Below are 13,377 nucleotides of genomic sequence, written 5' to 3' on the forward strand. Positions count from 1 at the left end.
CCAGTTCGGCCACGTTCGCCCCACCGAAGCCCCTAGCGTCGGCAGTCGTTCGAACAACGTCGGGAGAGAAGGGTCGGGGACACATGACAACAGGGGTGGGAAGTCAAGGGGAGTCGCTGCGTCCGATCTGGCCGCACGCCGACGCGTTGATCACCTCGGAATGCCGGGGACTGCGGTTCAACGGCAAGTACGCCGACGTCGTCGCGCTGAGCACAGGCGACCCGACCGCACTGCGGCCGACCATCGACGAGGAGACCCGTAAGCGCGTCGCCACGTTGCCCGCCCCGCGCCGCGACACCGCACTCATCCTCGGCGCCAACGGGTTCCTGGGAGCGCACCTCATCGGGACCCTCACGCGCGACCCGTCGATCACCCGCGTCTACGCGATGATCCGGCCGACCGACTCCCAGACCGTGGAGCAGCGACTGCAGGCGACGCTCGACCAGTACGAGATCTCGGTAAACACCGCAAAGGTCGTGTTCGTCGAGGGCAACGTCACCGAACGTCGCTTCGGCCTGAGCAAGGAGCGCTACCTCGACCTCGCCGACGAGGTCGGTCTGATCTACAACTGCGCGAGCTCCACCGACTACGTCTCGAGCTACCTCGACCTGCGTCAGGACTGGTTCATCAGCCTGCTGCGCACCCTCGAGTTCTCGATCACCCACACCCGCAAGCACGTGACCTACGTCGGCAGCATCGGCGCCCACCTCTACCAGCGGCCCGAGGACTTCCGTCGCGCCGACTCGTGGTGGTATTCCGGCTACGCCCAGATGAAGTGGGTCAACGCCGCACTGCTCGGCTGGCTGTCACAGTCCGACACCTACTCGGTCACGCTGTGCGAGGCGCCCTACATCCTCGGCAGCACCCAGCGAGGTCTCGACCCCGGTCGGGCATACAGCTTCTGGCGCATCGTCGAGGTCGCGATCGCCGTCGGCGCCATCTGGGACGGGCCGGGCATGAACTACGTGCCCGTCGACGTCATCTGCGAGGTGATGGCGCGCAACGCCACCTCCGAGCAGCCGATGACCCGGCTGCTGCCGAGCAACCCCGAGGACTACGACCACAGCCTCTACGCCGATCTGCTGGGGCTCGATCTCGTCACGTGGGACGAGTTCTTCGGCAAGGTCGCCGACCTCGTCGGCACGAAGTTCGCCCAGACGATGCTCGGTGACAACATCGACATCCTGATGCGCAAGGTGCACAAGCCCGAGGCGATCCTGCCCGCCGACCACGACGCGTCGTGGTGCGATCACCGTCGCCTGTTCGAGCTGTACTTCAGCACGGTCAAGCTCAAGGACATGGCCGCCTCGGCATGACCGCAACCGGGGGACGCACGCGGCGGGTCGAGCCCATCGCGGTGCGTCTGTCCGACACCCCACTCGCCGGGGAGCTCATCAACGCCACGTACTCGGTGGGTTTCTACCTCGCCTGCGCCGGCATCGGTCTGCTCCCCCGACGTGTGGGGTCTCCCCTGCTCGAAAGGTATGTGTCATGGGCAGCCTCGATGGACGAGGGCCGATCGCATTGACGTCCGCCCTGCGGTGGTGGCTCGTGGCCGCCGTGACGGCGGTGGGATCGTTCGTGGCCGCGGTCGTCTACTGGCGTCTGCGATTCTTCTTCCGTGACCCGCAACGCATCCCGCCGGCCGATCCACGCGCGGTGGTCGCGTCCGCCGACGGGTTCGTCACCTACGTCAAACGCGTCGAGGCCGGCCGCGTGCCCTTCGCGGTGAAGAAGGGCCGCACCATCCCGCTCTCGGAGTTCACCGACGTGGTGCACGCCGAGCCCGGATCACCCGATGCCAGTGGCTATCTCATCGGCATCTACATGTCGGAGTACTCGGTGCACCGCAATCGCTCGCCGATCGCGGGGTCGGTGGTGTTCCGCAGGCACCGCGGCGCCGACCCCTTCAACCGGTCGATGGCGAGGGTCGGGGCGAACCTCATCGCGCGGCACTCCCCCTACGACGAGGGATGCGACTACCTGCTCGCCAACGAACGACTCACCATCGGCGTCGAGCACGCGGGCGGTGCCGTCGCGACGGTCACCCAGATCGCCGACCTCTGGGTCGATCGGATCGTCGCGCACGTCGAGGTCGGCGACACCCTCGACCGCGGCGAGCAGTACGGCATGATCCGCTTCGGCTCGCAGTGCGACGTGTTCCTGCCGGACTCGCTCGTCTCCGAGATCACCGTGAGCCCGGGGCAGTACGTGTTCGCGGGCAAGACCACGGTCGCTCTCTCGCCGGTGTCGGTGGCGCAGTCGCCTCTCGCCGCTCGCCCCGCCTCGGCACGGGCACCGGAGGAGGTGCACTCGTGATCACCGTCCGCCCCGTCCAGTCCGCGCGCGACTGGGACGACTTCGCCGCGGTGTACCGGACCGTCTACCGCGACGACCCCCACGCCCTGCCCGACGAACCGATCGACCTGACGATCCTGCGTCGCCCGAACCCGGAACTGGCGCAGGAGCGGCGCTTCCAGGCGTTCGTGGCCCGCGACGGTGATCGACCCGTGGGCCGTGTCGTCGCGATCCACGACCTCGCCTTCACTCAGTACACCGGGGAGTCGTTGGGGTTCTTCGGTTTCTACGAGGCCATCGACGACCACGTCGTCGCGACCGACCTCCTCGACGCCGCCGCGGCGTGGGTGTCGGTGCGCGGGCTGGCCACCATGGCCGGACCGTTCAGCCCGTCGATGTTCTACAGCGCCGGCATCGTCGTCGACGCGCAGGCTCGCCTCCCGCTCATCGGTATGCCGCACAACCCGCTGTACTACGCCGAACAGTTCGAGAAGTGGGGACTGGTCAGCATGAAGGACTTCTACAGCTATCGCTTCGACGAGCCGTACCAGATGTTCTGCAGCGAGAAGTTCGCCCGCCACAAACAGCTCTACGAGCGGGTGAGCGCGCGGTCGGAGATCACCTTCCGGCGCATGCGCTATCGGACGCTGGCACGCGACACCGAGATCATCCGCGAGCTGTACAACACGACGTTCAAGGACTTCTGGGGTTTCTCGCCGCTGTCGCGACCCGAGATGCGGGATCTGCAGAAGATGATGCTGCCCATCCTCGACCCGCACCTGACGTTGTTGGCCGAGTACCAGGGCAAGCCGGTGGCCTTCTTCATGGGCATCCCCGATGCGAACCAGGCGATGGAGCGCGCGTCGAGGTTCCGGTTCCGCTGGGTCCGTGACGTCGCGACGCTCTGGTACGTCAAGGGCCCCAAGCGGACCCGCCTGATGGACGGCGTCCGCGTCGACATGATGCTCGTCGACTCGACCTGCCCGGACCGGTCGGTCGCCTCGCAGGTGATCGTCGAGATGTGGCGCCGCATCGAAGAACGCGGCTACACGCGGATGGAGGGCGCACCGGTCCTCGACGACAGCGAGTGGATGAAGGGTTCGGTGCTCTCGCGCGTCGAGATGGGCCCGTATCGGACATATCGGATCTACAGTCGGGATCTCGACCCGGCGTGATCGGGCGACACGACGCCCGCACGGCAGGAGACGATCTGGAGGTGGCGAGACGCCATGGTTGACACCGCACAGCAGCCCGAGGAACGACAGGGGCGCGCGTCGACCGGTCGGGCACCGATCGGTCAGCGGTGGGGCGAGTTCGTCGCACGACACCGCTACCGCGTCATCGTCGTCGGCCTCCTGCTCGCCCTCGGCTCGGCCGCGCTGTACCCGGCGCTGCAGTCGAAGTTGGTGGGCGTCGACTTCTCGGTGTCGGGCACCGACTCGAGCCGCTCGGATGCATTGCTCGCGAAGCACTTCGCCGACTACGGCACCGAGCAACTCGCGGTGACCTTCTCCTCGACCACCTCCACGACCGCGGACGCGGCCTTCCGGTCGCGGGTCACCGCCGTCGTCGACGATCTCCGCACCTCGACCGACGTCGTCAGCGTCGTCGACCCCTATCAGACACAGGGTTTCGCGCCGCAGATCTCCCGGGACAAGACCGCGGCGGTGGCCCTCGTCGGGGTCCGCGGTGACGCCAGCCAACGCATCGGTGTCGCCGAACGCCTGCAGGAACGGCTCGACGGAGCCTCCCGCGACGGCATCACGGTCGCGATGACGGGCTACTCCCCCATGACCGTCGACCTCACGCGGGTGGAGTCCGCCGACGCCACGCGCGCCGAGAGCGTCGGCATCCCGTTGGCGTTGCTGGTGTTGGTGTTGGCCCTCGGCGGTCTGGTCGCCGGCCTGATCCCGTTGATCTCCACCGGGTTCGGGCTGCTCATCGCCTTCGGCGTGATCGCGCTGTTGGCCAACGTCATGACCTTCGACATCCTCGTCACGACGGTCGCGTCGATGATCGGGCTCGGTCTCGGCATCGACTACTCGCTGTTCATCGTCAGCCGGTTCCGTGAGGAACTCGCGCGCCGGGGGGTCACCACCCGCGGCGACACCGAGGCCATCCGACGGTCGGTCGGTGTCGCGATGGCGACCGCCGGGCACACCATCGCCGTCTCGGGTCTGGTGGTGATGATCGCGTTGGCCTCGCTGACCATCGTCGACGTCCCCGCGGTGCGCACCATCTCCCTCGTCGTCGCGGTCACCATCGTGTGCGTCCTCGTGGTGGCGTGGACGATGCTGCCCGCGGCCCTGGCGGCGCTGGGTCCCGCGGTCGACCGCGTCGGACTGCCGGCCCGATACCGACCCGCCGACGCCCGTCCCACCGACGAGTCGTCGACGCGCGGCAGCTGGTGGGCCCGTTGGGCGCGCCACGTGATGCGCAACCCGTGGCGCTACGCGGTCGCCGGGGTGCTGCTGCTGGTGATCTGCATGATCCCGATCGGTTCGATCCGCTACGGCGTCGACATCGGGACCGCCGCGCTGCGCGACCAGCCGAGCGGCCCGGCCAACACGGTGCTGTCGCAGAAGTTCGCGGCGGGCACCATCTCGCCGATCACGACGGTGTTCACCGGCGGGTCGGACGGCGGGCAGCTCTCCGACAGCCAGGCCGAACGCGCGGTGGAGTTCGAGTACGGTCTGCGCACCGATCCGCGCGTGTCGTACACGTACTCCCAGAGCAACGACGGCCGGTCGCTGATGGTGGTGATACCCGCGGTCGCGATCGACTCGACCGACGCCATCGAGCTGGTGCAGAGCATCCGCGACAAGGCCGCGACGATGACGGCCGACGGTGGTCCCCGCGCCTATGTCGGGGGGACCACGGCGCTCGTCGTCGACGCGTCCGACGAGATCTCGGGGAAGATGCCGTGGGTCATCGTTCTCATCCTGGGGTTCTCGCTGCTGTATCTGGGGCTGGTGTTCCGCAGCGTCGTGATCCCGGTGAAGGCCGTGGTGATGAACGTCCTCGTCACCGGCGCCGCGCTGGGGCTGACCGTCGCGGTCTTCCAGTGGGGGTGGCTGCAGTCGGTGCTGGGGTTCACCTCGGCCGGCTACATCCAGGTGTACCTACCGGTCACGGTGTTCGCGGTCGTGTTCGGTCTGTCGATGGACTACGAGGTGTTCCTCATCGGGCGCATGCGAGAGGTGTTCCGTCGCGACGGCGACAGCGACGCCGCCGTGGTCGACGGCATCGAGCACACCGCCCGACCCATCACCGCCGCCGCGGCGATCATGGTCGTGGTGTTCGGCGCGTTCCTCAGCGCCGACGTCCTCGAGCTCAAACAGTTCGGTTTCGCACTCGCGGTCGCGGTCATCTTCGACGCGATCCTGGTCCGGATGATGCTCGTGCCCGCGATGATGACGCTGTTCGGCTCACGCAACTGGTGGCCGGGACACCGCTGACCCGGTCCGCTCAGGTCACAGCAAAGGGCCGGTCGCCGCGAATGCGACGACCAGCCCTGGTGCGGTGCTGTGCGAGAAGGGTCTAGCGACGATCGAGATCGATGATCCCGAGCTTCACTGCCTTCACGAGGCGACGCGGCACCCGCTGGCTCACGCCACCGGCCTTCACCTCTTGCAACGGCGGGTTCTCCGCCTTCCACTGCGAACGACGACTGCGGGTGTTGGACCGCGACATCCTGCGCTTCGGTACAGCCATGATCAAGCCCTTCTTCGAATCAGTTCTGGTGAGAACTACGTCTGCGTCGGACGCGCTCGGCGCCCGTATCGGCGCTCGAACTTCTCGACTCGTCCTGCCGTGTCCATCACGCGGGTCGCCCCGGTCCAGAAAGGGTGCGAGTCTGACGTGACATCGACAACCACAAGAGGGTACCGGTTACCGTCCTCCCACTCCAAAAGCACGTCGGAGGTCACGGTCGACCGGGTGAGAAAGGTCTTCCCTGTCGCGGAGTCGCGGAACAGCACGGGGTGGTAGTCGGGGTGGAGTCCTGGCTTCATGGTCGGTCTGCCTCTCGTGGGTGGTTGGCGGGGACGTCGGTGGATCCGGCATCGGCGTCGTCGAGCGGGTCGGCGTCGACACAGGGATCGCGATGGAAGGTGCCGAAGGGGTCGGGCCAGCGGTCCCAGGCGGCCTGGCCGGCCGCCATCTCGGTCTCGGTCAGGCAGGCCGCGCCGAGGGTCTCGACGATGTGTCGCGGGTCGGCGCGGTGGACGAGGACGACGATGCTGGTGTCGCGGTCGCCGAAGTCGGGGTGCCATCGCAGCGAGGCCATGGACACCCGCTCGGGCGCGCATCGGGCGACCTCGTCGGCGGTCATCGTGGCCAGCCACGGGCCGCCGGTCGCCACCCGCAGGCCACCGCCCGCGCTCTCGAGCCACAGCGCCTCGTCGGGTTGGGTCGCGACCCACAGCCGCCCGCGCGAGCACACGACACCGTCGAGCAGGCAGTCGATCGCGTCGTGCAGACGGCCCGGGTGCATCGGTCGGTCGGCGGTGAACTCGACGATCTGCACACCGCAGTCGTCGTCGAGCGGGGGTTGACCGGTCAGGAGCGGGTCGTGGGCACCGGTGCTGCGGCCTCGGCGCGCGTCGGGTGCGACGGCGGCGAGCAGGGCCTCGATCATCGCCGCCGATACCGGGCGCTGCGGTGTCTCGAGGAGGACCGGAGCCCGTGGCGCGAGTCGTGCCACCACCGCCCCGAATCGTGCGGCCTGCCATCCGTCGTCGGCGGCCCCGCCCACCACGAGGGCGTCGGCGAACTCGACGTGGCCGACCGCGACCTGCGCCATCGTCCGCTCGTCTTCGTCGTCCGGTGGGAGGAGTCCCGCCTCGGCGAGGGTGTCGTCGCCCGTCGCGTCGGCCAGCCAGGTGGCGCCGTCGACGCAGCCGATCACCGCGGCGATCTCCACGTCGCGACCGGCGGGACCGTCGATCTGCCCCGGCAGGTCGGCGACGACGACGTGCTCGATGGCCCAGCACAGCGGCTCGGGCTCGATGAGCGGGTCGAGGGCCAGCACGATCCGCTCCACCCGACCGCGACGGTGCAGTGACCGCAGCAGCGGCAGGAGGTCCTCCCGCAGCGCGCACGACACACATCCGTGCACGAGGTCGACCTGGGTGACGCGGGTGAGCGGTGCCCCGGTGGTGTCGTGGTCGTGCATCGTGCGGGTCATCGAGCCCTGCGACAGAGACGCGAGGTCGTGGTGGACCACCACGGTTCCGGGGACCGCCATGGCCGAGGCGACCGCATCGACGGCGAGGGGATCGAAACCGGTCACGACCACGACCGGAGTGCGGTTCACGGCCACGGCGGGCCGCCTTCGTTGTTGATAACCATTGTCATCATGGTGTTAGCCTAGCCCGTATCGACAATCGTTACCAACAAGCATCGGAGGGACCATGTCCGCCCACTGCCAGGTGACCGGGCGCGCGCCCGGTTTCGGCAAGCAGGTGTCGCACTCGCACGTGCGCACCAACCGCCGCTGGAACCCCAACATCCAACGACGCCGCTATTTCGTGCCGAGTGAGGGGCGCAGCATCACCCTGCGGGTGTCCACCAAGGGCATCAAGACGATCGACCGGGACGGCATCGACGCCGTCGTGGCCCGCATGCGCGCACGCGGGGAGACGTTCTGATGGCCGGCAAGAGCACCGACATCCGACCGATCGTGAAGCTGAAGTCGACGGCGGGCACGGGCTACACCTACGTGACACGCAAGAACCGCCGCAACGACCCCGACCGCCTGGTCATCCGCAAATACGACCCGGTGATCCGCGCGCACGTGGATTTCCGAGAGGAGCGCTGACATGGCCAAGAAGTCGAAGATCAACCGCAACGAGCACCGTCGCGAGGTCGTCGCACGACATGCGGCGCGCCGGGCCGAGCTCAAGGAGATCGTCCGCAGCCCCGGGTCGTCGGACGACGATCGCGCCGCCGCGCAACTGGCGCTGCAACGACTCCCCCGCGACGCCAGCCCCACCCGCGTGCGCAATCGCGATGCGGTCGACGGGCGTCCCCGTGGTTACATCGGTAAGGCAGGCATCTCCCGGGTGCGCTTTCGCGCGATGGCGCACAACGGTGAGCTGCCGGGTATCACGAAATCGAGCTGGTGACGCCGCGACGGGCCGCACCCTCGACGACCGTGGTCAAGAGCGGGTCAGATCTCGCGTAAGATGGACAATCGGCGATTGACCGAACGACAATGAACTGAGGAAGCGATCATGGCTGCCAAGCCCACCCGTAAGCGCAACGAGAAGCCGACGAAGGTCGCCGCGAAGCGCAACATCCTGCGCGAGCGCAAGATCGACCACATCGACTACAAGGACGTCGCCCTGCTGCGCACGTTCCTCTCCGACCGCGGCAAGATCCGCAGCCGTCGCGTCACCGGCCTCAACCCGCAGCAGCAGCGACAGGTCGCCACCGCGATCCGCAACGCACGTGAGATGGCCCTGCTGCCCTTCGTCACCACCGGTCGGTGATCGTCGGCCGACCGGCACGCCACCCCTCGCGATGGTGCACCGGTCGGTCACTCGTCCTGTGATCCCCAGTTCTGCCGACACCGCACGCTAGACGGCGCGGTGTCCGGAGTCGTCCAGGGTTTCACCGTCATCTTCATCGTGATCGCGGTGGGATACGTGCTCGGTCGCACCGAGGTCCTCGGACCCGACGCCCAGCAGGTGCTCGCCCGGCTGGTGTTCTTCGTCTTCACCCCGGCGTTGTTGTTCGATTCTCTCGCCACCACCGACATCTCGGTCATCTTCTCCTCGACCCTGGTGATCGCCGGGGGAAGCGCACTGCTGATCGGGCTGGCCTATTTCGTGCTCGCCCGCCTCGTGCTGCATCGCGAGATCCCCGAGGCCACGATCGGCGCGTTGGCGTCGTCGTATGTCAACAGCGCCAATCTCGGCATCCCCATCGCCATCTTCGTGTTGGACGACGCGTCGTTCGTGGCGCCGCTGCTGCTCTTCCAGATCATGATCTACTCGCCGATCGCGTTGACCGCCCTCGATCTGACCGCGCTGCGTGACGCACCCGGCCGGATCACCCTGCGCGACACCGTCATCGCGCCGCTCACGAACCCGATCGTGCTCGGCGGTGCTGCCGGCCTGGTGATCTCGCTCGCGGGGTGGCGGCTCCCGCACGCCGTCGCCGAACCGATCTCGATGCTCGGCAACGCCTCGGTGCCCGGCGCCCTCCTCGCGTTCGGGCTGTCGTTGACCGGAGTGTCGGTGCTCCGCAAAGGCGAGAGTCCGCGCCGCGACGTCGCACTGGCATCGGTGCTGAAGATGGTCGCGCAGCCTCTGCTGGTGTTCGCGCTGTCGTACTGGCTGTTCGGCGAACGCGGCCACCATCTGTTCGCCCAGGTCGTGATCGCCTCACTGCCCACCGCGCAGAACGTGCTGGTGTACGCGACCCGTTACCGACGCGGCGAGGTGCTCGCCCGCGACACGGCACTGGTCACCACGGTCGCGTCGATCCCCGTGATCGCGATCGTGGCCCTCCTGCTCGCCTGAGCAGATTCATGACATTTGTCGTAGCGGCGACGCCGAGGCGTTGGTTACCGTCGGTCACATGACCGAACCGTCGCCCTCGTTCGACAAACGTGCACGGCTGCGTGCCTCCGACGCCGACCGGGCCCTGGTGCACGACATCCTCGCCGCGGCCATGACCCAGGGCCACCTCTCCCCCGTCGAATACGAGACGCGGGCGTCGACGGCGGTGTCGGCGAGCACGTTCGGCGAACTCGACGCCCTCACCGACGACCTACCGGTCAACGACATCGCCGCACACGCGAGCGGGCTCTCCCTCACCAAATCCGCTGTGGCACCGGCCTACACGATGCGGTCGGGGCCCGATCCGGCCACCGTGCACACGAAGGTCGCGGTGATGAGCGGGACCGAACTGAAGGGCACCGTCCCCGTGGGCGACCGCCTCACTGTGGTCACGGTGATGGGCGGCGCCGAGATCGACCTGCGGCGCGTCGAGTTCACCGCACCCGTGCTGACCATCGCGGCCGTCGCCGTCATGGGCGGCATCGAGATCCTCGTCCCCGAGGACGCGACCGTGCAGGTCCGCGGGATCGGTGTGATGGGTGGCTTCCCGCATGACGCCGCGGGCCGCGGACGCCCCGGCGCACCCACCATCATCGTCAACGGACTCGCGCTCATGGGTGGTGTCGAGGTGTCGCGCAAACGTCCCTCGATCTCGCGGGGAGACAAGCGCTAGAGCGCCGATCAGGTGAGCCGGTCGAGCAGACCGCGGGCATCGACCGGTGCGCGGACCTTCTGATCGTTGTCGAAGTAGACGAAGACGTCGCCGTGGTGGGCTCGGTCGGCGCATCGGCTCGCCCACGTGTCGAGGGCGTCGTCGGTGTACCCGCTGACGTAGATCTCGGCGTCGCCGTGCAGACGGGCGTAGGAGAAGTCGGCGGTCAGCTCGTCGATCACGGGGAACTTCTCGGCCGAGTCGGCGAGCACCACCGCAACCCCCGCGCCCCGCAGCAGATCGATCAGGGTGTCGTCGACGAAGCTGGGGTGACGGACCTCGAGCGCGTGGCGCATCGGGCGATCGGTCTCGACCGACGTCCACGCCCGTCCGTCGAGGCGTGCGTCATGGCCGCGGGCGAGTTCGGCCGCCGCCGCTGTCGTCGCGGGCAATCGGTCCAGGAAGTCGCGGAGCACCGCGGCATCGAACCGCATGGTCGGCGGGAGTTGCCACAGCACCGGGCCGAGCTTGTGCTCGAGGGCGAGCATGCCCGAGGCGAAGAAGTTCGCCAGCGGCGTCTCGACGTCGACGAGCTTCTTCATGTGGGTGATGAAGCGCGGCCCCTTCATCGAGAACACGAAGTCGTCGGGTGTCGACTCCGCCCACCGACGGTAGCTCTCGGGCTTCTGCAGCGCGTAGAACGAGCCGTTGATCTCGACGGAGTTCAGTGTGTGCGAGAGGTGTTCGAGCTCGCGGCGCTGCGGCAGGCCCTTCGGATAGAAGGTTCCCCGCCACGGCGCGTACACCCACCCCGACGTGCCGACCCTGACGGTGCCCGCCGCGGTCACCGACGGCGGCCCCGGCGCGACCCGAGATAGTCGCCGACCACGGCAGCGCCGAGGCCGTCGAGATCGGGGGCCACGACGCGACCGCCGATCCGACGGGCCACCTGGTCGATGAACCGTTCCAGGCTCGGGTCGTCGCCGAGCCGGAAGATGGTGACCTGAGCGCCGAGTCGCGAGATGTTGTCGAGCTCGCGGACGGTGACCGCGAGCGTCGCGGGATGCGGCGGCCAGTCGAAGAAGGAGTGCCCGTCGGGTTCGAGATGCGACGTCGGTTCGCCGTCGGTGACGATGAGGACCACCGGCTGTGCGTTGGGGTGCTTGCGCAGGTGTCTGCCCGCCAACAGCAGTGCGTGGTGCAGATTGGTGCCCTGTTCGGCCACCGCCTGCAGCCCGGTCAGCTCGGCGATGTCGATGCTGCGTGCGTGCCGGCCGAACGCGATGATCTCGAGTTCGTCGCTGCGGAACCGTGTGCTGATGAGGTGGTTGAGTGCGACTGCGGTGCGCTTCATCGGCAACCAGCGACCCTGCATCTCCATCGAGAACGAGGTGTCGACCAGCAGGACGACCGCGGCCTGCGTGCGCGACTCGGTCTCCGAGACCTCCACGTCGCGCACGTCGATGCGCACACCGTGGCGCGCGAGATCTCCTGCGGCCAGCGACCTCTCGGGATCCTCGATGATGGTGCGCCGCACCGCGTTGCCGACGGTGGCGGTCACGTCCCACGGCTCGGTGTCGCCGAACTCCCATTCACGGGTGGCCCCGGTCGACTCACCGGTCGCGCCGGCACGACGCGTCTGGCGGTCACCCGAGCGGCCCGAGAGGCGGTCGGCGACGTCGCGGAAGATCGATTGACCCAACTGCCGCATCGCCTTCGGCGACAGGCGGAGGTTGCCGTCGGCGTCGCGATCGAACAGGCCCTGCTGGGCCAGCGCCTTCTCCAGCTCCGCCAGGGTGCGCGCGTCGACGGCGGCCTCGGGTCCGAGCTGGCGGGCCAGCGCCTCGAGGTCGATGTCGTCGAGCTGGGAGCCGTTGTACTGCTGCGAGAGCTGCTCGGACAACGACTCCAGTTCGGCGAGATCCTGCAGCGCGCCGACACCCTCGCCCATCCCCATACCCTGCTGGCCCTCGAAGTCCTGCGAGTCGCCCCACCCGAGGTCGGGACGGGCCTCGCGGAGCTGCGAGTCCATCTGACTCAACTGGTTCATCAGGTCGGGCGAACCGAAGGCCTGCTGCGACAACTGATCGAGCTCGGCCCTCTGCTCGGGCGAGAGCGAGTTGTAGAACGCCTGCGCCGCCGCGGCACGCTTGGCGAGAGAGTCGATGAGCTCCTCGGTCGACTGTGGGTTGTCGGGAAAGTGCTGACCGTGCTTGCCCATGAACTCGTCGAACGCCTCGGTGGTGTCCTCGCCCCGGTTGTGCTTGGTGAGAAGCTCGTTCAGGTCGGCGAGCATCTCGGTGATGGCCTGCCGATCCTCCTCGGTCGCGCCTTCGAGGGCCTGCTTCATGCCCTCGAAACGCTGATCGAGCATCTCCCGGCCGAGCAGATCCTTGATCTTGTCGTAGTCGGCTTTCGCCTCGGGGCTGCGGAACTCGTAGTGCGCGAGCTCCTGCACCGCTTGCGCGGTCGACGGCGACAGGTTCTCGATCTGCATCTCGGCGAACCGCGCGTCGTCGTCGAGATCGCGGGCGAGCTGCTTGCGTTCGGCGAGAACAGCGTTGTCGAGCAGCTCCTTCACCTCGGCGAACGTGCCGTCGAGGTTGCGCTTCTTCAGCAGCTCCTGGCGTTTGCGGTTGATCTCCTCGCGCAGCTTGTCCAGGCCCCGCATCTCCTGCGTACCGCGACGCAGGTATTCGCGCATCGCACGCTGCGGCGAGACACCGGCCATGACGTCGGCACCGATCTCGTCGAGCGCCTCGCGCAGGTCGACCGGTGGGGCCAGCGGGTCGGGTCCACCGGTGTAGCGGCGATACCGTGAGCGGTGGAATCTGTTGCGCGCCATCATCAGTCTCTGTC

16 protein-coding genes are annotated in these 13,377 nt (G+C 68.1%); 11 read left to right on the top strand and 5 right to left on the bottom strand.

Annotated features, from left to right (window positions below; genetic code table 11):
- Nucleotides 1-83 precede the first annotated feature (83 nt).
- Genes ASG12_RS16550 through ASG12_RS16570 form a run of 5 tightly spaced genes read left to right on the top strand, consistent with a single transcriptional unit; the run spans nucleotide 84 to nucleotide 5,756 of the window.
- Nucleotides 84-1,316 (top strand): SDR family oxidoreductase, encoded by a 1,233-nt coding sequence (locus tag ASG12_RS16550; protein ID WP_055791914.1) that lies wholly within the window; start codon nucleotides 84-86, stop codon nucleotides 1,314-1,316.
- Nucleotides 1,313-1,528 (top strand): hypothetical protein, encoded by a 216-nt coding sequence (locus tag ASG12_RS16555; RefSeq protein ID WP_055791917.1) that lies wholly within the window; start codon nucleotides 1,313-1,315, stop codon nucleotides 1,526-1,528. Before ASG12_RS16550 ends, ASG12_RS16555 begins: the two co-directional genes overlap by 4 nt.
- On the top strand, nucleotides 1,492-2,319 hold the full coding sequence (locus ASG12_RS16560) for a phosphatidylserine decarboxylase (protein WP_055791919.1): 828 nt from the start codon (nucleotides 1,492-1,494) through the stop codon (nucleotides 2,317-2,319). The genes ASG12_RS16555 and ASG12_RS16560 overlap by 37 nt, the downstream gene beginning before the upstream one ends.
- On the top strand, nucleotides 2,316-3,473 hold the full coding sequence (locus ASG12_RS16565; RefSeq protein WP_055791922.1) for a hypothetical protein: 1,158 nt from the start codon (nucleotides 2,316-2,318) through the stop codon (nucleotides 3,471-3,473). The genes ASG12_RS16560 and ASG12_RS16565 overlap by 4 nt, the downstream gene beginning before the upstream one ends.
- A 54-nt stretch (nucleotides 3,474-3,527) precedes the next feature.
- On the top strand, nucleotides 3,528-5,756 hold the full coding sequence (locus tag ASG12_RS16570) for an MMPL family transporter (RefSeq protein ID WP_055791925.1): 2,229 nt from the start codon (nucleotides 3,528-3,530) through the stop codon (nucleotides 5,754-5,756).
- Between the two features lie 82 nt (nucleotides 5,757-5,838).
- Here ASG12_RS16570 and rpmF read toward each other — a convergent pair whose 3' ends face one another.
- The 3 genes from rpmF to mrf are packed head-to-tail and all read right to left on the bottom strand — an operon-like array spanning nucleotide 5,839 to nucleotide 7,621.
- Complete coding sequence (gene rpmF, locus ASG12_RS16575) at nucleotides 5,839-6,012, bottom strand: 50S ribosomal protein L32 (RefSeq protein WP_045824000.1); 174 nt, start codon at nucleotides 6,010-6,012, stop codon at nucleotides 5,839-5,841.
- Between the two features lie 35 nt (nucleotides 6,013-6,047).
- Nucleotides 6,048-6,311: a type B 50S ribosomal protein L31 gene (locus tag ASG12_RS16580; RefSeq protein ID WP_055791927.1), complete on the bottom strand. Its 264-nt coding sequence runs from the start codon at nucleotides 6,309-6,311 to the stop codon at nucleotides 6,048-6,050.
- Entirely contained in the window at nucleotides 6,308-7,621 is a 1,314-nt protein-coding gene (gene mrf / locus ASG12_RS16585) for a ribosome hibernation factor-recruiting GTPase MRF (RefSeq protein WP_055791931.1), read from the bottom strand. The genes ASG12_RS16580 and mrf overlap by 4 nt, the downstream gene beginning before the upstream one ends.
- A 91-nt stretch (nucleotides 7,622-7,712) precedes the next feature.
- Here mrf and rpmB point away from each other — a divergent pair, with 91 nt between their 5' ends.
- From rpmB to ASG12_RS16615, 6 genes are all read left to right on the top strand, one after another.
- Entirely contained in the window at nucleotides 7,713-7,949 is a 237-nt protein-coding gene (gene rpmB, locus ASG12_RS16590; RefSeq protein WP_055791933.1) for a 50S ribosomal protein L28, read from the top strand.
- Nucleotides 7,949-8,119 carry a 50S ribosomal protein L33 gene (gene rpmG / locus ASG12_RS16595; protein WP_045824004.1) on the top strand — a complete coding sequence of 57 codons (171 nt, stop codon included), beginning with the start codon at nucleotides 7,949-7,951 and terminating at the stop codon, nucleotides 8,117-8,119. Before rpmB ends, rpmG begins: the two co-directional genes overlap by 1 nt.
- A 1-nt stretch (nucleotide 8,120) precedes the next feature.
- On the top strand, nucleotides 8,121-8,426 hold the full coding sequence (rpsN, locus tag ASG12_RS16600; RefSeq protein WP_055791936.1) for a 30S ribosomal protein S14: 306 nt from the start codon (nucleotides 8,121-8,123) through the stop codon (nucleotides 8,424-8,426).
- Between the two features lie 108 nt (nucleotides 8,427-8,534).
- A complete protein-coding gene (gene rpsR, locus ASG12_RS16605) occupies nucleotides 8,535-8,792 on the top strand; it encodes a 30S ribosomal protein S18 (protein WP_045824006.1) in 258 nt (85 codons plus the stop codon).
- Nucleotides 8,793-8,891: 99 nt separating this feature from the next.
- Nucleotides 8,892-9,827, top strand: coding sequence for an AEC family transporter (locus tag ASG12_RS16610; RefSeq protein WP_055791937.1), 936 nt, complete (start codon nucleotides 8,892-8,894; stop codon nucleotides 9,825-9,827).
- Nucleotides 9,828-9,885: 58 nt separating this feature from the next.
- On the top strand, nucleotides 9,886-10,539 hold the full coding sequence (locus ASG12_RS16615; RefSeq protein ID WP_055791939.1) for a DUF1707 SHOCT-like domain-containing protein: 654 nt from the start codon (nucleotides 9,886-9,888) through the stop codon (nucleotides 10,537-10,539).
- Between the two features lie 8 nt (nucleotides 10,540-10,547).
- Here the strand turns inward: ASG12_RS16615 and ASG12_RS21985 are convergent, their stop codons facing one another.
- Together ASG12_RS21985 and ASG12_RS21990 are read right to left on the bottom strand one after the other, a co-directional pair.
- Nucleotides 10,548-11,366: a DUF72 domain-containing protein gene (locus tag ASG12_RS21985; protein WP_055791941.1), complete on the bottom strand. Its 819-nt coding sequence runs from the start codon at nucleotides 11,364-11,366 to the stop codon at nucleotides 10,548-10,550.
- Entirely contained in the window at nucleotides 11,363-13,363 is a 2,001-nt protein-coding gene (locus tag ASG12_RS21990) for a vWA domain-containing protein (RefSeq protein WP_055792259.1), read from the bottom strand. Before ASG12_RS21990 ends, ASG12_RS21985 begins: the two co-directional genes overlap by 4 nt.
- Nucleotides 13,364-13,377 lie beyond the last annotated feature (14 nt).

The sequence above is a fragment of the Williamsia sp. Leaf354 genome (assembly GCF_001424365.1).
In the GTDB taxonomy this organism is placed as follows: Bacteria; Actinomycetota; Actinomycetes; order Mycobacteriales; family Mycobacteriaceae; genus Williamsia_A.